Here is an 18,603-nt window from a genome sequence, read left to right on the forward strand (position 1 = left end):
CACAGGTGCCCGGCTGCGTTCGTAACACTCGGAAAAGCTTTTACCGAGCACTCGCGGGCATCATCCAGAGGTTTTCCGGACGCATGCCGCCTGCAGCAGGGGCCAACGCTTTCGCCAATGGCAACCGCGACAAAAAACAGCCGGAACATCTTCAAACGAAGGGCGAAACCGCACGTTCCAGCCCATCGACCATGCCGGCACGCCAAGTGTCGCGCCCAGTAACCTATAGTGCGTCCTACTATAAAGCGTCGCCACAAAGAGGTCAATAACTTAGCCTCGATCCGTTCTCCATTACGCATAGAGCCATGGTCGGTGATCCTCTCAAGCTGTTTGGACTGCACCTTGCGGAGTTGCGCAAACAGCGTGGCTGGTCGCAGGAGAAGCTTGCTCTCGAAAGCGGAATGGCGCGCTCCTACCTGAGCGGTATCGAGCGCGGGATGCGCAACGTTTCCCTGATCAATATCTGCGCGCTGGCAGGCACGCTCGGCGTAAGCGCCAGCGAAATGCTCAACTTCAGCAGCGGTGAGGGCCAGAGCGGCGCCCTCGTGCTGGAGCAGAAGTGCGCCGAGTTCAATATCACGCCGGCGCAACGTGTCACCGTGCGCCATATGGCACTGATGACCGACTCCGAGCAGGATGTGATCGCATCGGTGGCGCGCACAATCGCCGTCCGGGCTATGCAGCAGACCTAGCGGCCCGGCGCCCTGAGCGCCCCGGGCCGCGCACGGCAGCCAGGCTCAGCAGGCGGCGGCCGGCGCATCCACTGCCAGCAGTTCGGCAAAGCGTGCCGCGTCGAGGTTGGCCCCGCACACGATCAGCGCCACCCGCTTCCCCGCCAGGGTTTCGCGCAGCGGCCCCAGCAACGCCGCGGTAGACACCGCCGTAGCCGGCTCCGTGGCCAGCTTCATGTCGCGGTAGAGGATGCGCATGGCGTCACGTATCGCCGCGTCGGATACCCGCACCATGCCGTCGACAAACTGACGGCACACACCGTAGCTGTAATCGAGCGCATACGGCGCGCCCAGGCTGTCGGCAATTGTCCTGACGCGCTCCAGGGCCTGCGGCCGCCCGGCCTCGAAGCTGCGGTTCATGGCATCGGCGCCATCCGGCTCGGCGCCATAGACCCGGCAGGCCGGATTGATCTGCTTGACCGCCGCGGCGATGCCGCCGCACAGCCCGCCGCCGCCCACCGGCACCACCACCGCATCCAGCCCGCTCACCTGGCGCATCAGTTCCAGCCCCACGGTTGCGGTGCCCTGTGCGATCAGCGGGCCGTCGTACGGGTGCACCATGGTGCGCCCCTCCTGCTCGACCAGTTGCAGCGCGCGGTCGAAGGCCGCGTGTACGTCCGGTAACAACAGCACCTCGGCCCCGGCCTCGCGGCAGGCGGCTATGCGCGCCGGACTGGCGCTGGCCGGCATCGCCAGCTTGGCGCCGACGCCAGCCACCTTTGCCGCATGGGCTACCGCCATGGCATGGTTACCCGCACTGGCCGCCACCACGCCACGCGCGCGCGTGGCGCCGTCCATGCGCTCGATACTGTTGAGCGCGCCGCGCAGCTTGAAGGTGCCGGTGATCTGGAACAGTTCCAGCTTGAGCCATACCTCGGTGGCGGGATCGAGCTGCTGCATGGCGCCGGTCTGCCAGCGCCACACGGGCGTCTCCAGCACCTTGCCCTGGAGCCGGCGCGCGGTCTCCTGGATGTCAGGCAGGCTGGGATAGCGGGCGTGCGCGCGCAGGTCGGAAAGATCGGACATCGGGTGTTCTCCATCGAATCGGTTGGTCGCGTGCAGGCCCCATGGCCGTGCACGGCAAGGGAGGGACCACGGGCCACCGAGCACCAGCCAAAGCCGCAGCTCAGCGACCCCGGATAATTCGAATAATGGAGAACGAGAAGGAGGAGGACAGGCAGGACGTGGGCTGCCCGGCGCCCGCGCATGCAGCGGCGCCACCGGTAGCGGTGTCGCGGCAATGCGAAGAAGGGGCGGGCGATGTCGACGTCATGGACCGGCCAGTATGCCACAAGCGCTGGCCACCGCAAACACGGAGCAGGGCCGTGCTTACATGCGGTACGCGCCGTCGTCGAAGACGCGATTGCGGCGGCCGCGCGTTACACGCCCAGCATGCCCTGGCGCTCGATAAAGGCGATCACCTGGTCCAGCCCCTGCCCCGACTTCACGCTGCCCATCACGAACGGGCGTACGCCGCGCATCTTGCGCGCATCGCTTTCCATGATGTCCAGGTTGGCGCCCACATAGGGGGCCAGGTCGGTCTTGTTGATCACCAGCAGGTCCGACTTGGTGATGCCGGGGCCGCCCTTGCGCGGGATCTTCTCGCCGCCGGCCACGTCGATCACGTAGATGGTCAGGTCCGACAACTCCGGGCTGAAGGTGGCGGCAAGATTGTCGCCGCCGGACTCGATGAAGACGATATCGGCATCGGGAAACTTCGCCAGCATGCGGTCGACCGCCTCCAGGTTGATCGAGGCATCTTCGCGGATCGCGGTATGCGGGCAGCCGCCCGTTTCCACGCCCATAATGCGCTCGGCCGGCAAGGCGCCGGAGATGGTGAGCAGCCGCTGGTCTTCCTTGGTGTAGATATCGTTGGTGATGGCGACCAGGTCATAGCGCTCGCGCATGGCCTTGCACAGCATCTCCAGCAAGGTGGTCTTGCCGGAACCGACGGGACCGCCCACGCCGACGCGCAGCGGGGGATTCTTCTTGGTACGGGCCTGGGTCATGATGAGAGTCTTGTCCTGGTAATCGTCTGGTTGCCGCCGTGGCCCGCTCAGGAACGGAACAGCCGGGAGTATTGCGTTTCGTGCCGCGCGGACAGCAGGCCCAGCATCGGGGAAAAAGTAGACAGCATTGGCGGCTCGGCATCGGCGCGGCGCACCGCCTCGTCGACGGTTGCGAGCACCGCGGGATGCAGCCGGCGCAGGATGTGCTGCCCCGCCACCTGGCCCAGCGGCACCGCCTTGAGGGCGGCGGACACCTGGTTCTCGGCCCAGCTGAAGCAATAGGCCGTCAGCCCGTCGCGCTCGCCCACGTCCAGCGCCACGCAAGCCGCGGCGAAGGCGGTCGGCAGGCATACCGGCGACAGCACCGCGAGCTGCGCGCGCAACGCGGCATCGCCCCACTCCATCTGCGCCACCAGCCGGGCCAGCGACCAGCCCATCTGCTCGGTCTCCAGCCGCAGCTCCGCGCTCTCGCGCGTGGCGTGGAACCAGTTGTTCCATTCCGCCAAGCGCGTCGCGTCCAGCGTGCGCCAATGGCGATGAAGCAGCAGCCACACCGGTGCTTCGCACTGCGACTGCACATCCAGCAGGTTGCTGCGCACCCATTGCTCCGCGCTGCCGGCATCGCGCACGATGCCGCAGTCGATGGCCGCCTCCAGCCCTTGCGAATAGCTGAAGCCGCCGATCGGCAGCGCGGGGGAGGCCAGGTGCAGCAGGGAGATGAGTTGGGAGAGTTGGGTCAGTTGGGTCATGGAACGACTGCGCGCCGAAGGTCAGTGCTTGTGCCCGCAATGCTCGTCATGGACATGCGGCGCAAGATCGTGGTCGTGCTTATGACCATGTTCATGGCTGTGCGCATGCCCGTGGTCATGCCCATGCTCATGCTCATGCCCGTGATGCTCATGAAACACCGCCTGCGCCGCGGCGTAGTCCTCGGCGAAGGTGGCATCGTGACCGTGCTTGTGCCCGCCGCCGTAGGCGCCCGCTTCCGGCTCGAACGGCAGCTCGGCGCGTTCGGCCCGCACGCCAAGCCGTGCCAGCATGTCCGCCAGCACCGGGTCGTACTCCAGCCGCAGGTAGTCGCGCCCCACTTCCACCGGCGTGTGCCGGTTGCCCAGGTGATAGGCCGCGCGCATCAGCGCCTGCGGATCACTGGCGCCCACCTGCAGCACGGACTCCGGCGCGGCGAGCACCTCGACGAAGACACCGCTCTCGGTGACCAGCAGATCGCCGCCGCGCAGCACGGTGCCACGCGGCAGAAACAAGGCGACTTCCTCGCCGCTATCGAGGGTGGCGCGCAGGCGGCTCTTGCTGCGCTCGGCGAAAGGCAGCACCAGCTTGGGCGCGCGGCGCACCAGCACGGCGGCGATGCCGTGCGGGGTGCTGAGGTGTTTATCGATCTTTTGCAAAGGGGGCCTTCAAAAGAGGAAATAGCGCTGCGCCATCGGCAGTACGGTAGCCGGCTCGCAGATCAGCAACTGGCCGTCGGCCACCACCTGGTACGTCTCGGGATCCACCGTGACGTTCGGCTGCCAGTCATTGTGCACCATGTCGCGCTTGCTGACGGTGCGCGTACCGCGTACCGCCGAAAGCACCTTCTCCAGTCCGTAGCGGCCGCCCACATCGGCAGCCAGCGCGGCCTGCGAGACAAAGGTCAGCGAAGACTTGTGCAGGGCCCGGCCGGCAGCGGCGAACATTGGCCGGTAGTGCACCGGCTGCGGCGTCGGGATCGATGCATTGGGATCTCCCATGGCTGCCGCGGCGATCATCCCGCCCTTGAGGATCAGGCTCGGCTTGACGCCGAAGAAGGCCGGCTTCCACAGCACGAGGTCGGCCCACTTCCCCACCTCGATCGAGCCCACCTCATGCGCGATGCCGTGCGTGAGCGCGGGGTTGATGGTGTACTTGGCGATGTAGCGCCTGACGCGGAAGTTGTCATGCCCGCCGCGCGCATCGCCGGGATCGCCGGGCAGCTTGCCGCGCTGTGCGGCCATCTTGTGCGCGGTCTGCCAGGTGCGGATGATGACCTCGCCAACCCGGCCCATGGCCTGCGAGTCGCTGGAGATCATCGAGAAGGCGCCGAGATCATGCAGGATGTCCTCGGCGGCAATCGTCTCGCGGCGGATGCGGCTTTCCGCGAAAGCGATGTCCTCGGCGATCGACGGGTCCAGGTGATGGCACACCATCAGCATGTCGAGGTGTTCGTCGAGCGTGTTGACGGTGTAGGGCCGCGTCGGGTTGGTCGACGACGGCAATACGTTGGGCTCGCCGCACACCTTGATGATGTCGGGTGCGTGGCCGCCGCCCGCGCCTTCGGTGTGGTACGTGTGAATGGTGCGGCCCTTGAACGCAGCCACGGTAGCCTCGACGAAACCGGCCTCGTTGAGCGTATCGGTATGAATCGCCACCTGCGTATCGGTGGCATCCGCCACGCCCAGGCAGGTGTCGATCGCTGCCGGCGTGGTGCCCCAGTCTTCATGCAGCTTGAGCCCGATGGCGCCGGCCTCGACCTGCTCCATCAGCGGCCCCGGCTGGCTGGCGTTGCCCTTGCCGAGCAGGCCGATATTCATCGGATAGGCTTCGACCGCCTGCAGCATGCGCTCCATGAACCAGGGGCCAGGCGTGACGGTGGTGGCAAACGTACCCGTCGCAGGGCCGGTGCCGCCGCCGATCATCGTGGTGACGCCGCTCATCAGCGCTTCTTCGATCTGCTGCGGGCAGATGAAGTGGATATGGCTGTCGATGCCGCCGGCGGTGACGATCATGCCCTCGCCCGCGATCACTTCGGTGCCGGGACCGACGACGATGGTCACGCCGGGCTGGATGTCCGGATTTCCCGCCTTGCCGATCGATGCAATGCGGCCGTCCTTGAGACCGATGTCGGCCTTGACGATGCCCCAGTGATCGACGATCAGCGCATTGGTGATGACGGTGTCGACGCAGTCCTTCGCCATGCGCTGGCTCTGCCCCATGCCGTCGCGGATCACCTTGCCGCCGCCGAATTTCACTTCCTCGCCGTAGATGGTGAAGTCCTTCTCCACCTCGATGATGAGCCCTGTGTCGGCCAGCCGCAGGCGGTCGCCGGTGGTGGGGCCGAACATCTCGGCATAAGCCTGCCTGGAGATTTTCACGCTCATCACAGCGCTCCCATGATCTTGCCGTTGAAGCCGTAGACGATGCGCGCGCCGGCCAGCGCCACCAGTTCCACCGTGCGGCTCTGGCCCGGCTCGAAGCGCACCGCGGTGCCGGCGGCGATATTCAGCCGGAAGCCGCGAGCGGCCTCGCGGTTGAAATCCAGCGCGGGATTGGTCTCGTAGAAATGGAAGTGCGAGCCGACCTGGACCGGACGGTCGCCGGTGTTGGCCACCGTCACGCTCACCGTGGGGCGGCCGGCATTGAGTTCGATCTCGCCCTCTGCGGGCATCAGTTCACCGGGAATCATGCTGGTTTCCTTGTCGAGATCAGGCGACCATCAGGCCGACGCCATAGAGCGCCACGCCGGCGCCCGCCAGCCGTGCCAGCCAACCGGCCTGGCGGCGCAGCGCGCCGCCCAGGCCGATGCCGGCCAGATGCAGCGTCATGGTGGCGACAGCGAAGCCGCCCACATAGGCCGCCACCGCGGGCAACGCGCCCGCCGTGGCCGGCAGCTCGGCGCCGTGCGCGTAGCCATGAAAGACGGCGAAGCCACCGACGATGGCCATGCCCGCCCACGCCGGCAGCCTGGCCCGCAGCGCCACCAGCAAGCCGATCACCAGCAGCGATGCGGCAATCATCGGCTCCACCAGCGGTAGTCCGAGGCCGCTCAGCCCGAGCACCGCGCCGGCCAGCATCAATGCAACGAACACAAAGGGCATGTGCAGCGCCTCGCGGGGCGAGCGCGCACCCAGCGCGCTCCACACGCCCACGCCAGCCATGGCGAGCAAGTGGTCCATGCCGGTGAAGGGATGCAGCAGGCCCGCCCACAGGCTGGCGCCGACCGTGGCGGCATCGTGGCCGGGATGGGCGAAGGCCGCGGCACTGGCAAGCGCCAGCGGGACACCCGCCATGGCGGCCCTGGCGGCGCGCGAGCGATTGGAACGGTTCATGTCTTGACCTCGTGTTTTTGTTCGGTGGTTCGGCAGGCCTGGCGGGCGCAAGCAAAGCGCTCGCCCGTCTCAGACGATCGGATGATGCACAGTGACCAGCTTGGTGCCATCGGGGAAGGTGGCTTCCACCTGGATCTCGGGGATGAGTTCAGCTACCCCCTCCATCACGTCTTCGCGCGTGAGCACCGTAGTGCCTTCGTGCATCAGCTCGGCCACGGTGCGGCCATCGCGCGCGCCTTCCATGATGGCCGCCGTGATCAGGGCCACCGCCTCGGGATAGTTGAGCTTGAGCCCGCGCGCGCGGCGGCGCTCGGCCAGCAGCGCGGCGGTGAAGATCAACAGCTTGTCCTTCTCTCGCGGAGTCAGTTCCATCTTGGTATTCCCGTTGTTTCCTGTCTTGTATGTCCGCTGCGCGACCGGCAAACACCTATGTCGCCCACAGCCTCAGCGGCCTGGCAGCAACGCCGTGGATGGGCTCGCGCAATGCGCTCCATGCGCTCACCATCAGATGCCTGACCGCCTCCATCTGCGCGCCCAGCACGCGCAGCAGCAGCATGGACTGGCCGTCCTGCCCGAACCGCGTCACGCCGGCACGCAGGTCCGGCCCATACGGCAGTTGTTCGGCGAGCGCTTCGGCCAGCTCCTGCGTGGCGCCCTCGCCTACCGCCCACAGCGTGCCCATGACATTGAGGCCATCCAGCCCGGCCACTGCATGCCGCAGTGCGGAGCCGGCATCCAGTTGCGCGCTTTCGATCCACAGCGGGCGCGCGCCGCCATTCACCATGGTCTCCATGGCCAGCGACCCGCGCGCCCACGTTTCGCCGCTGGCCTGGCGGCCCAGCACGACTGCATCCCAGCCGATCGCGCTGGCGCCGGGCGCTACCGTCACAGTGGTGGCAAGGCGCGCGTGTGCGTCGTCGAATACGATGTTTTCCTGCGGCAGCCAGTCCATCCGCGCGCCGGCTTGCAGCGTCAGCGTGACGCGTTGCGCGGCCTCGCGGCCGAGCGACTTGTACCACTTGGTGGCGCCGGGCGTCGCCAGCACCGCATGGGCACCCGCCTCCACCGTCACATCGATCTCCAGGCTGTCGCCGCCGGCCACGCCAGCGGGCGGATGCAGGATCACCACATGGCAGATCGCTCCCCCTGCGCCCTCGGGATAGAGTGGTTTTTGCACCAGCAAGGGTCCCCGGTGGCGGCGCTCGGCCAGCACGCTGCGTTCGCCGCGCGCGGCGAACCGCAGGCGCAGGGAGGCCTCCCATGCGGGCGGCACGGCAAGGGTCGAAGGAAAGTCTGGATGACGCATGGGCGATGGAAAGGCGGACGCTGCCGGTGATGCGTGGCGCGCTCGATGCGGGCATCATAGCGCGGGGTTGGTGCGGCTGGAAGTGGTATGGGCGGAGCATGGCATGTGGCAGATTGGAGTGCTCCTGGCTACTGCTCGCGCCAGCCCGCTCCCCCGCGAGCGGGAGAGCGGAGCACGCCAGAGGAACGCCAACCCGGCGGCGCTTCCTGTTCAGCCACGCCGCTCTCGCCGGACAAACCCGCGACCACGCTTACACCGCGATCAGCTCCCGCACTCCCTCCTCTTCCATCCTTGCCCCTTCCCCTCTCGCCACCACCTCGCCGCGGCTCATCACGACATAGTGATCCGCCAGATGCCGGGCAAACTCGTAATACTGCTCCACCAGCAGCACCGTCATGCCGAACTCGTCCACCAGCAGCCGCAGCGCGCGGCCGATGTCCTGGATGATGGAAGGCTGGATGCCCTCGGTCGGCTCGTCCAGGATCAGCAGTTCCGGCTCGCTCATCAGCGCGCGGCCGATGGCCAGTTGCTGCTGCTGGCCACCCGAGAGATCGCCGCCCCGGCGCTGGCGCATGCTGCGCAACACCGGGAACAACTGGTAGATCCGGTCAGGCACACCGGCCGGGCGCTTCAGGCTGGCGGCGCCGATCAGCAGGTTCTCCTCCACCGTCAGGCGCGGGAAGATTTCGCGGCCCTGCGGCACGTAGGCGAGCCCGGATGCCACGCGCTCGTACGGCGGCTTCTTTTCCAGCGCGTGGCCCGCCCAGCTGATGCTGCCGCTCCGGGTAGGCACCACGCCCATCAGGCATTTGAGCAGGGTGCTCTTGCCCACGCCGTTACGGCCCAGCAAGGTCGTCAGCTTGCCTTGCGGCACCTCGAAGGTGACGTTGCGCAGGATGTGGCTGCCGCCGTAGAACTGGTTGAGTGCATTGACCTGCAACATGGTTTGGTTCCCTTTATCTACGCGTGCGCGCTTACCGGCCCAGATAGGATTCGATCACGCGCTCCTCGCGCTTGACGGCGTCGAGCGTGCCTTCGGCCAGCACGCTGCCTTCTGCCAGCACCGTGACCTTGCCGTCATCGCCGGCCAGCGCCGCGACAAATTCCATATCGTGCTCCACCACCATCATCGAGCAGGTGCCGCGCAGGCTGTTCAGCAACTGGGCCAGTTGCATGGTTTCTTCATCGGTCATGCCGGCCACCGGCTCGTCGAGCAACAGCAACTGCGGCTGCTGCATCAGCAGCATGCCGATCTCCAGCCGCTGCTTCTGCCCGTGCGACAGCAAACCGGCCGGGCGATACGCTTCATCTTCCAGCCCCGTCAACGCCAGCGTTTCCTCGATGCGGCGATGCCCTTGCGCACCCAGGCGCGCCCGCAAGGAAGAGAACCAGCGCTTGTCGCCCTTCATCGCCAGCTCCAGGTTCTCCCACACCTCGTGCTGCTCGAACACGGTGGGCTTCTGGAACTTGCGGCCAATCCCGGTCTGCGCGATCCTGGGCTCGGTCATGCGCATCAGGTCGATGCTTTGCCCGAGGAAGACGCGGCCGCTCACATTGGCATTGCGCGGCCCGGTCTTGCCGGTGATCACGTCCATCATCGTGGTCTTTCCCGCGCCATTGGGACCGATCACGCAGCGCAGTTCGCCGTGGTCGATCGACAGCGTAAGCTGGTTGAGCGCTCGGAAGCCATCGAACTGCACCGTCACGTCTTCCAGGTATAGGATGGGACCGTGCGAGACATCGATGACGCCGGGCTCCAGCACGCGGCCGAGACCGGTGGTGCCCCCGCTTTCCGCCTGCTGCGCTCCGAGTGCGGCGTTCATGCTTCACCTCCGCTGCGGGTAACGTTGGCCGGCGCGCCGGCCGATGTGCCGTGCGCCACCGGGGTCCGGGCACGCATGCCGCGCACGCGCTTGATCAGGCCGATCACGCCGTCCGGCAGGTACAGCGTGACCAGCACGAACATCGCGCCCAGCAGGAACAGCCAGTATTCGGCGAAATAGGCCGTGAACATGGTCTTGGCGCCGTTGACGAGGAAGGCGCCGATGATCGGGCCGATCAGCGTGCCGCGTCCGCCCACGGCCACCCACACCGCCATCTCGATGGAGTTGGCCGGCGACATCTCGCCCGGGTTGATGATGCCCACCTGCGGCACGTAGAGCGCGCCGGCAATGCCGCATAGCACCGCCGAGAACGTCCACACGAAGAGCTTGTAGCCAAGCGGGTTGTAGCCGGAGAACATCACGCGCATCTCCGCATCGCGCACCGCCGTCACCACGCGGCCGAGCTTGGAGGTGACGATGTAGCGGCAGGCGATAAAGCCGGCCAGCAAGGCAAAGAATGTCAGCACGAACAGCGCGGTACGGGTTTCAGGCGCGGCCACGGCAAAACCGGCGATGCGCTTGAAATCGGTGAAGCCGTTGTTGCCGCCGAAGCCGGTCTCGTTGCGGAAGAACAGCAGCATCGCGGCATAGGTCATGGCCTGCGTGATGATGGACAGGTACACGCCCTTGATGCGCGAGCGGAAGGCGAAGAAGCCGAACAGCCACGCCAGCACGCCGGGCACCAGCACCACCAGCAGCATGGCGTAGCCAAGATGTTCGGTGCCATGCCAGAACCACGGCAATTCCTTCCAGTCGAGGAAGACCATGAAGTCCGGCAGGTCGCTCTTGTAGACGCCTTCGCGGCCGATGGCGCGCATCAGGTACATGCCCATGGCATAGCCGCCGAGCGCGAAGAACAGCCCGTGGCCCAGGCTGAGGATGCCGCAGTAGCCCCACACCAGGTCCAGCGCGATCGCTGCCAGCGCAAAGCACATGATCTTGCCGATCAGCGTCAGCGCGTAGGCCGACAGATGCATCGGATGGCCTTCGGGCAGCAGCAGCGCGCACACCGGCACGCCGATGCCCACCAGCAGCGCGATCGCCAGCAGCGCCGCCCAGCTGCGGCCCGAGAACAGAGGCTGGCGTTCCGGCACCGCCAGCCGGAATCCGGTCGCGGATTGTTTCGATATTGACGTCTGCATCATGCCTCCGCGCTGCGCCCTTTGAGCGCGAACAGTCCTTGCGGGCGCTTCTGGATGAAGAGCACGATCAGCACCAGGACAAAGATCTTGGCCAGCACCGCGCCGTAGAACGGCTCGATGAACTTGTTGATAAGGCCCAGCCCGAAGGCGCCGATGATGGTGCCCGCCAGTTGCCCCACGCCGCCCAGCACCACCACCATGAAGGAATCGATGATGTAGGCTTGCCCAAGGTCGGGCCCCACATTGCCGATCTGCGACAAGGCGCAGCCACCGAGCCCGGCAATGCCCGCGCCGAAAGCGAAGGCGTAGCTATCCACCTTCCAGGTGCGCACGCCCACGCACGCCGCCATGGTGCGGTTCTGCGTGGTGGCGCGCACGAACAGGCCCAGGCGGGTGCGGTTGAGCACGGCCCATGCCACCGCCACCACCGCCAGCGCGAACACGATGATGATCATGCGGTTGTAGGGCAGCACCATGCCCGGCAGCCATTCGATGCCACCGCTCATCCAGGAGGGATTGGCCACTTCCACGTTCTGCGCGCCGAACAGCGTGCGCACCGCCTGCATCAGCAGCAGGCTCACGCCAAACGTCGCCAGCAGCGTTTCCAGCGGACGGCCATAGAGATGGCGCAGCACCAGCCGCTCCAGCACGAAGCCAACCACGGCCGATGCCAGGAACGATGCGGGCAGCGCAAACAGCAGGTACCAGTCGAAGGCACCGGCAAAATGCGCGCGGAATACGCCTTGCACCAAATACGTGGCGTACGCGCCGATCATCAGGAATTCGCCGTGCGCCATATTGATGACGCCGATCAGGCCATAGGTGATGGCCAGCCCCAGCGCGGCCAGCAGCAGCACGCTGCCCAGGCTCAGGCCGGCGAAGAGGTTGCCGATGAGTTCGGCGCGGCGCTGGTCGCCACGCAGGACGTCGAGCGCCTGCTGGGCGGCGCCACGCAGTTCGGCGTCGGGCTCGCGGTATTTGCCGGCTTCGTCGCGCTCCAGCAGTGGCTGCAGCTTCTGCCGGCTTTGCGGATTGCTGTCGCGGCCAAGAATACGGATGGCTTCCAGCCGCTCGTCGCGATTGCCTTCGGCCAGCACGATATTGGCCCAGATCACATCGAGCTTGGCGCGCAGGCCGGCATCGGCCTCGGCCTTGCGCGCGGCTTCCACCACCGGGCGCGAGGCGCTGCCGGGCTGGTCCAGCAGCGTGTTGACGGCCTGCGTGCGCACCGCCGCATCGGGCGATTGCAGCAGCGTGCTGCTGGCGGCACTGTCCACCATCGCGCGCAGGCTGTTGTTGAGGGTCAGCGCCTCAAGCACATCGGGCTTGACCGCGACCGGCTTGCCGCTGATGGCGTCCACCAGCTTGTCGCCATCCTGGCGCACCATGCCGACACCGGGCGCGTATTGCAGCGTATCGTCCTGCAGCGCCTTGAGAATGGGACCCGCCTCCGCCACCGGCGCCTTGGTGAGCGCGGTGATGGCGGCAGTCTTGGCATCGAAGTCGTCTTCGGCCAGTGGCTTCAGGTCAGCCTGCGTCAGCGGCGCGGCCCACAGCGGGCACGCGGCGAGCAGCAGCAACGCCGCCAGCATGGCGCGCAACCGTGAAGCGAAAGAGAACGATAAGGGTCGGTGCATGAGGTTTGCGATCGCGCGCAGGAAGCGCGCGACCACCTTGGTCGGCGTGACGGGTTTTGCTTTGCGCCGCGGCCCTGAAGCGGCCCGCGGCAGTGAAACAAAGTTGGTTTGCTCCCCTCTCCCGCGGGCGGGGAGCAAACACCGGACAGCTTGCGGGCGCAGTCTTCTCAACGCAGGCCCGCCTGCCGTCTTACATCACCTTGTCCGGCTTGGCTTCGTTACCCGCGATGAACGGGCTCCACGGCTGCGCGCGCACGGCCTTCGGCGTCTTCCACACCACCGTGAACTGGCCATCGCCCTTGACCTCGCCGATCATCACCGGCTTGTACAGATGATGGTTCTCGCCCATGGTCAGGGTGAAGCCGTCCGGCGCCTTGAAGGTCTGGCCATACATCGCGGCGCGTACCTTGTCGGTATCGGTGGTGCCGGCCTTCTTCACCGCTTGCGCCCACATATGGATGCCCACGTAGGTGGCTTCCATCGGGTCGTTCGTCACGCGCTTGTCGCCGCCCGGCAGGTTGTTGGCCTTGACCCATGCCGCCCATTGCTTCTTGAAGGCTTCGTTTTCCGGGTTCTTGACCGACATGAAGTAGTTCCATGCGGCCAGGTGGCCCACCAGCGGCTTGGTGTCGATGCCGCGCAGCTCTTCCTCGCCGACGGAGAACGCCACCACCGGCACATCCTTGGCCTTCAGGCCGGCGTTACCCAGTTCCTTGTAGAAAGGCACGTTGGAGTCGCCGTTGATGGTGGAGATCACCGCGGTCTTGCCGCCTTGCGAGAACTTCTTGATATTGGCGACGATGGTCTGGTAATCGCTGTGGCCAAACGGCGTGTAGACCTCTTCGATATCCTTGTCCGCCACGCCCTTGCTCTTCAGGAAGGCGCGCAGGATCTTGTTGGTGGTTCGCGGGTAGACGTAGTCGGTGCCCAGCAGGAAGAAGCGCTTGGCGCCGCCGCCTTCCTTGCTCATCAGGTACTCCACGGCGGGAATGGCCTGCTGGTTGGGTGCGGCGCCGGTATAGAAGACGTTCTTGGACATCTCCTCGCCTTCATACTGCACCGGGTAGAACAGCAGCGAGTTCAGCTCTTCATAGACGGGCAGCACCGACTTGCGCGAAACCGAGGTCCAGCAGCCGAAGGTGACGGCCACCTTGTCCTTGGTGACCAGCTGGCGCGCCTTCTCGGCGAACAACGGCCAGTTGGAAGCGGGATCGACCACGACCGGCTCAAGCTTGCGGCCAAGCACGCCGCCGCTCTTGTTGATCTCATCGATGGTCATCAATGCCACGTCCTTGAGCGAAGTCTCGGAAATGGCCATGGTGCCGGACAGCGAATGCAGGATACCGACCTTGATCGGTTCCTTGGACTGCGCCAATGCCAGCGGGCTGACACCTGCCGTTGCGAAGAATGCCGCGGCGGCTACCGCCGACAGCTTCAGCATGTCACGTCTTTTCATTGCAGCTCCCAGATTGTCGTGTTGGATAAGGAACAACGCACCCCGGGTACACCTTCTGCAACTAGCATGCCATGGCATACAAGCTTGTATACATGGCTGCACACACCGCCTGGCGAGCCTCCGGCGGCGGCCACGCGCAATGCCGCACCACGATAGTGCGGATACGTCACGCACCAAGCCAGTGCGGCGTCAGCGCCTGAATCAGATTGGGGCATCTGCCGGCGCGCATGCTGCAGCGTGACTTGCCCGAATCCGGAATCGGCTCTATGGTGGCCGTTCGCTTGCGCGCCATGCCCTTGCCGCATATTGCGCAGACAAGCAGAAAACAGCACGACGGAGACAACCCATTGAACGCGTCAGCGGCGCCAGGGAACCAGATCGTCATCATCGGCGCGGGTGTGGCCGGCATGTGCACGGGCATCCGGCTCAGGCAAGCCGGCATCGATACCTTCGTCGTCTTCGGGAATGCCGGCACGGTGGGCGGCAGCTGGCGCGACAGCACCGGTCCGGGCCGCGGCTGCGACATTCCCCCCCGCCTGCACCGCTTCTCCTTCGCACCAAAGCCTGGACTGGTCCAGCGCAGACTTGCCACAGTCGGAAATCCCCGAGCGCTTCGGCCCGCTCGGGCACGTCCGCTACGGCACTGATCGCGCAGCACCTGGATTGAACGGAACCATCAAGCGGGCTTTTTGAACATCCCATCGCAACCAGCAACGCCTCCAGGCAAACCGATGACCACACTTCCGTCATACCAGCCACGCAGCGCCTGGGCCATGGCCTCGATGCTGACCTGGCTTTCGCTGATCAACTTCCTCGACAAGATCGTGCTGGGCATGGTGGCCGTGCCGCTGATGGCGGACCTGAAGCTGCCGCCGGCGGAGTTCGGCCTGATCGCCAGCAGCTTCTTCTGGCTGTTCTCGCTGTCCACCGTGCTGGTGGGATTTCTGTCCAATCGCGTGGCCACGCGCTGGCTGCTGCTGGCGATGGGCCTGTCGTGGGCCTTGCTGCAAATACCGCTGGCGCTGGCCACCTCGGCCATGACCATTCTCTTGTGCCGCATGCTGCTTGGCGCGGCCGAGGGCCCGGCCTTCCCGATCTCCGTGCATGCGTTATTCAAATGGTTTCCCGACCACAAGCGCAATCTGCCGGTGGCGGTGGTCAACCAGGGCGCGACGGCGGGCCTGCTGCTGGCGGGGTTGCTGATCCCGCTGGTGACGATACATTGGGGATGGCGCGCCAACTTCATGATCCTCGCCGCCATCGGCGCGGCATGGAGTGCGATGTGGCTCTGCGTGGGACGCGAGGGGCCGCTGGCGCAGGCGAGCGACCGGCGCCCCGGCGCCGCGGCCATGCCCGTGCGTCTGCCCTATCGCCGCATCTTCCGCGACCCGACCGTGCTTTCCTGCCTGGCCATTGGCTTCTGCGCGTACTGGGCGCTGGCGCTGGGGCTGACCTGGCTGCCGGCCTACCTGGAGAAGGGCCTCGGCTTCGACCCGGTCACCACCGGGCGCTGGTATGCGGCCATTGTGGCCTCCGCCATGCCTGTCACGCTGATCCTTAGCTGGCTGTCGCAGCGCATGTTGCGCGGCGGCGCGTCGTCGCGGCTGGCGCGCGGCGTGATCATCTCGGTCGCCGCGCTGGTGGGCGGCGGCGTGTACCTGGTGATCGCGTCGGTAACGCTGGCCCCCGTCCCGAAGACCTTGCTGATTGCCGTGGCGGCATGCCTGCCCCCCGTGGGCTTCGCGCTGACGCCGGCGATGCTGGCGCAGATCGTACCGGAGGCCCAGCGCGGGAGCGTGCTGTCCATCCACACGGCGCTGATCACGCTGGCGGGCATCCTGGCCCCGGCCGTGGTGGGGCAACTGGTGCAGCGCCACGGCATGATCGGTGGCTTCGAAGTGGGATTCACGATCAACGCCATGCTGCTGATGGTGGCCGGCGTGATCGGCCTGTGCTGGCTGAATCCCGAGCGCTCGGCCAAGGCCCTGGCGGCGGCCACGCATGACATGACGGCGGCGCGCTCGCCCGCCTGAGCCCGGCCCCCGCTCAGCGGGGCAAACCCCGCCAGGCAGCGGCCGCCGCGCACCCTTTGGGGCGGTGGCCTGCAGTGATTACGAATAACGCCGGCTGATCGACTCCGCGACGCACACCGGCCGCTCGCTGCCTTCGCGCTCGACGGTGACTTCCCAGTTCGACTGAGCGCCGACCAGCGCGGGCGCGTTCGGCAGCGGCTCCAGTCGCTCCACCGACAGCAGCTTCACGCGGGCGCGCAGGCGGCTGCCCACCGGTACCGGCGCGGTAAAGCGCACACGGTTCAGGCCATAGTTGACGCCCATCTTGACGCCCGGCATGTCGATCGCGTTGTGCATGAAGGCCGGCAGCAGCGACAGGGTCAGGAAGCCGTGCGCTACCGGGCCGCCAAACGGAGACTCGCGCCGGGCGCGCTCCACGTCGACATGGATCCATTGATGATCGCCAGTGGCTTCGGCGAACAGGTTGACCTGCTGCTGGGTGATTTCAATCCAGTCGCTGACGGCCACTTCCTGGCCCTGCAGGCTTTCCAGTTCTTCGAGCGAAGCGATGGTACGCATGGTGTCTCCTAGTTGTTGTGATGGCCGGGATGGCCGGAATTCAATCGAGGTGCGTGCTGCCCTGGTGCAAGCGCTTTCACGCTGGGCGGCGGCCGTACATACCCATGCCCTTGACGGTGCAGACCAGTTCGCCGCGCTGATTGGTGGCTTCCCACTGGGTGTGCACCACGCCGCGATCGGGCTTGGACGACGAGGCGCGCGCATCCAGCACGACCAGCGATACGCTCAGCATGTCACCCGCGTAAACCGGCTTGAGCCAGCGGATTTCGTCCACACCCGGCGAGCCCATGCTGGCCGCCTTGCTGGTCATGTTGTCCACCAGCAGGCGCATCATGATCGAGCAGGTCATCCAGCCGCTGGAGATCAGGCCCTTGTAGATGCTCTTCTGCGCGGCATCCTTGTCGATATGGAAGGGCTGCGGATCATACTGGCGGGCAAAGGTGAGGATCTCTTCCTCTGTCACCAGGTGGGATCCCAGATCGCGCTTGCTGCCGGCGATAAAGTCTTCGAAATAGAGGGTGGGCATGAATGGCTCCGTCAACGAAAGCTATGGCCACGTCCATGAATACAAGGACAATACATAACAAAAAAACCGCGCCTGGAACAACCGGCGCGGTTCTTTTACTCAACCTGGATCAGACCGTTTCCAGGAAACCGGGCTGTGTCGCAAAGCGGCCCAGGTGGTGATCGACATCCCCGAAGGTCGTGTTGATCAGCGTCAGGCGCTTGAACATATGCGCCGCCGGCAGTTCGTCGGTGACGCCCATGCCGCCGTGGATCTGCACCGCTTCCTGGCCGACCGAGCGAGCCGCCTGGCCCACGCGTGCCTTGGCCGCGGAAGCGAAGCGCCTGCGCTCTTCCGGGCTGGCCTCGTCGAACTTGGCGGCGGCCAGCAGCGTGATCGAGCGCGATTGCTCGGCGTGGATGAACATCTCCACCATCCGATGCTGCAGCGCCTGGAACCGCGCGATCGGCACGCCGAACTGCTGGCGGGTCTTGGCGTATTCCAGCGTCGCCGCATTGAGGGCATCCATCACGCCCACTGCTTCCGAGCACAGCAGCACGGCGGCGTAGTCGGCCGCCTGCTCGATCAGCGCAAACGCGGCGCCTTCGGTGCCCAGCAGTTCGCCCGGCGCGTCCTTGAAGGTGATATCGGCAGCGCGCAGGTTGTCGATGGTGCGGTAGTCGGTGATGCTGACGCCAGCTGCCTTCGGGTCCACCAGGAACAGCGAAATGCCATTGGTATCGGCATCGGCGCCGCTGGTGCGAGCCGAGACAACCAGCTTGCCGGCTTGCGCGCCGTGAATGGTCACGACCTTGCGGCCGTTGAGCTTGCCGCCCTTGGCCGTCACGCGCACGTCGTTGAGCGCATAGCGTGCATGCGGCTCATTGAAGGCAACCGCCAGCTTCAGCGCACCGGCGGCGACCTGCTCCAGCAGCGCGTCCTGGCCGCCGGCCAGCTTGAGCGCGTATGCGGCAACCACGGTGGCGAAGTACGGCTCGACCACCAGGCCGCGGCCCAGTTCCTGCATCACCACCATCATGTCGACGGGCGTGCCCGAGAAGCCGCCCTGCGCTTCCGGCACCGGCAGCGCGGTCAGGCCGAGCTCGACCAGAGCGCCCCAGGCGGCATCGCTATGGCCGGCTTCGGCCTTGATGCCCTTCTTGCGGGTTTCGAAATCGTAGTCTTTGTCGATGAAGCGGTGGACGGCGTCAGCCAGTTGCTTCTGTTCGTCGCTGAGATTGAAGTTCATATCGCGTGTCTC

At 66.1% G+C, this 18,603-nt stretch carries 21 protein-coding genes; 3 read left to right on the top strand and 18 right to left on the bottom strand.

Features of this window, described 5'->3' with window-relative positions; all coding sequences use genetic code 11:
- Window positions 1–305 precede the first annotated feature (305 nt).
- Window positions 306–692 carry a helix-turn-helix domain-containing protein gene (locus CF70_RS20335; protein WP_035868611.1) on the top strand — a complete coding sequence of 129 codons (387 nt, stop codon included), beginning with the start codon at window positions 306–308 and terminating at the stop codon, window positions 690–692.
- A 45-nt stretch (window positions 693–737) separates the two neighbouring features.
- On the opposite strand, the gene CF70_RS20340 is transcribed toward CF70_RS20335, so the two are convergent.
- From CF70_RS20340 to CF70_RS38090, 15 genes are all read right to left on the bottom strand, one after another.
- Entirely contained in the window at window positions 738–1,757 is a 1,020-nt protein-coding gene (locus tag CF70_RS20340; RefSeq protein WP_035868614.1) for a threonine ammonia-lyase, read from the bottom strand.
- Between the two features lie 353 nt (window positions 1,758–2,110).
- Window positions 2,111–2,740: an urease accessory protein UreG gene (gene ureG, locus CF70_RS20345; RefSeq protein WP_035868617.1), complete on the bottom strand. Its 630-nt coding sequence runs from the start codon at window positions 2,738–2,740 to the stop codon at window positions 2,111–2,113.
- Window positions 2,741–2,787: 47 nt separating this feature from the next.
- On the bottom strand, window positions 2,788–3,480 hold the full coding sequence (locus tag CF70_RS20350) for an urease accessory protein UreF (protein ID WP_035868801.1): 693 nt from the start codon (window positions 3,478–3,480) through the stop codon (window positions 2,788–2,790).
- 30 nt (window positions 3,481–3,510) lie between these two features.
- Window positions 3,511–4,146, bottom strand: coding sequence for an urease accessory protein UreE (gene ureE, locus CF70_RS20355; RefSeq protein ID WP_035868620.1), 636 nt, complete (start codon window positions 4,144–4,146; stop codon window positions 3,511–3,513).
- Window positions 4,147–4,155: 9 nt separating this feature from the next.
- Window positions 4,156–5,874: an urease subunit alpha gene (gene ureC, locus CF70_RS20360; RefSeq protein WP_035868623.1), complete on the bottom strand. Its 1,719-nt coding sequence runs from the start codon at window positions 5,872–5,874 to the stop codon at window positions 4,156–4,158.
- Window positions 5,874–6,179, bottom strand: coding sequence for an urease subunit beta (locus CF70_RS20365; RefSeq protein ID WP_035868626.1), 306 nt, complete (start codon window positions 6,177–6,179; stop codon window positions 5,874–5,876). The genes ureC and CF70_RS20365 overlap by 1 nt, the downstream gene beginning before the upstream one ends.
- 19 nt (window positions 6,180–6,198) lie before the next feature.
- On the bottom strand, window positions 6,199–6,822 hold the full coding sequence (locus CF70_RS20370) for a HupE/UreJ family protein (protein ID WP_035868628.1): 624 nt from the start codon (window positions 6,820–6,822) through the stop codon (window positions 6,199–6,201).
- A 69-nt stretch (window positions 6,823–6,891) separates the two neighbouring features.
- Window positions 6,892–7,194, bottom strand: a complete 303-nt coding sequence (locus CF70_RS20375) for an urease subunit gamma (protein WP_035868631.1) — start codon at window positions 7,192–7,194, stop codon at window positions 6,892–6,894.
- 55 nt (window positions 7,195–7,249) lie between these two features.
- Window positions 7,250–8,128, bottom strand: a complete 879-nt coding sequence (locus CF70_RS20380) for an urease accessory protein UreD (protein ID WP_035868635.1) — start codon at window positions 8,126–8,128, stop codon at window positions 7,250–7,252.
- 250 nt (window positions 8,129–8,378) lie between these two features.
- Entirely contained in the window at window positions 8,379–9,071 is a 693-nt protein-coding gene (urtE, locus tag CF70_RS20385; RefSeq protein WP_035868638.1) for an urea ABC transporter ATP-binding subunit UrtE, read from the bottom strand.
- Window positions 9,072–9,102: 31 nt separating this feature from the next.
- Window positions 9,103–9,951 carry an urea ABC transporter ATP-binding protein UrtD gene (gene urtD / locus CF70_RS20390; RefSeq protein WP_035868640.1) on the bottom strand — a complete coding sequence of 283 codons (849 nt, stop codon included), beginning with the start codon at window positions 9,949–9,951 and terminating at the stop codon, window positions 9,103–9,105.
- Window positions 9,948–11,153: an urea ABC transporter permease subunit UrtC gene (gene urtC / locus CF70_RS20395; RefSeq protein ID WP_035868643.1), complete on the bottom strand. Its 1,206-nt coding sequence runs from the start codon at window positions 11,151–11,153 to the stop codon at window positions 9,948–9,950. Before urtC ends, urtD begins: the two co-directional genes overlap by 4 nt.
- The gene (gene urtB / locus CF70_RS20400) at window positions 11,153–12,790 is read right to left on the bottom strand and encodes an urea ABC transporter permease subunit UrtB (protein WP_081862261.1); all 1,638 of its coding nucleotides are present in this window, start codon (window positions 12,788–12,790) and stop codon (window positions 11,153–11,155) included. Before urtB ends, urtC begins: the two co-directional genes overlap by 1 nt.
- A 190-nt stretch (window positions 12,791–12,980) precedes the next feature.
- Window positions 12,981–14,246 (bottom strand): urea ABC transporter substrate-binding protein, encoded by a 1,266-nt coding sequence (gene urtA / locus CF70_RS20405; protein ID WP_035868649.1) that lies wholly within the window; start codon window positions 14,244–14,246, stop codon window positions 12,981–12,983.
- Window positions 14,247–14,412: 166 nt separating this feature from the next.
- Complete coding sequence (locus tag CF70_RS38090) at window positions 14,413–14,772, bottom strand: hypothetical protein (RefSeq protein WP_035868652.1); 360 nt, start codon at window positions 14,770–14,772, stop codon at window positions 14,413–14,415.
- Between CF70_RS38090 and CF70_RS39010 the strand changes: the two genes are divergently transcribed.
- Both CF70_RS39010 and CF70_RS20415 read left to right on the top strand, forming a co-directional pair.
- On the top strand, window positions 14,687–14,893 hold the full coding sequence (locus tag CF70_RS39010; protein WP_414629467.1) for a hypothetical protein: 207 nt from the start codon (window positions 14,687–14,689) through the stop codon (window positions 14,891–14,893). The genes CF70_RS38090 and CF70_RS39010 overlap by 86 nt on opposite strands.
- An 84-nt stretch (window positions 14,894–14,977) precedes the next feature.
- Window positions 14,978–16,279 (top strand): MFS transporter, encoded by a 1,302-nt coding sequence (locus CF70_RS20415; RefSeq protein WP_035868657.1) that lies wholly within the window; start codon window positions 14,978–14,980, stop codon window positions 16,277–16,279.
- A gap of 78 nt (window positions 16,280–16,357) precedes the next feature.
- Here the strand turns inward: CF70_RS20415 and CF70_RS20420 are convergent, their stop codons facing one another.
- The 3 genes from CF70_RS20420 to CF70_RS20430 form a co-directional block, all read right to left on the bottom strand.
- The gene (locus tag CF70_RS20420) at window positions 16,358–16,837 is read right to left on the bottom strand and encodes a MaoC family dehydratase (protein ID WP_035868658.1); all 480 of its coding nucleotides are present in this window, start codon (window positions 16,835–16,837) and stop codon (window positions 16,358–16,360) included.
- 76 nt (window positions 16,838–16,913) lie between these two features.
- Window positions 16,914–17,363: a MaoC family dehydratase gene (locus tag CF70_RS20425; protein WP_035868661.1), complete on the bottom strand. Its 450-nt coding sequence runs from the start codon at window positions 17,361–17,363 to the stop codon at window positions 16,914–16,916.
- A gap of 109 nt (window positions 17,364–17,472) precedes the next feature.
- A complete protein-coding gene (locus tag CF70_RS20430) occupies window positions 17,473–18,591 on the bottom strand; it encodes an acyl-CoA dehydrogenase family protein (protein WP_035868664.1) in 1,119 nt (372 codons plus the stop codon).
- Window positions 18,592–18,603: the final 12 nt, after the last annotated feature.

The sequence above is a fragment of the Cupriavidus sp. SK-3 genome, from assembly GCF_000611145.1.
GTDB lineage: Bacteria > Pseudomonadota > Gammaproteobacteria > Burkholderiales > Burkholderiaceae > Cupriavidus.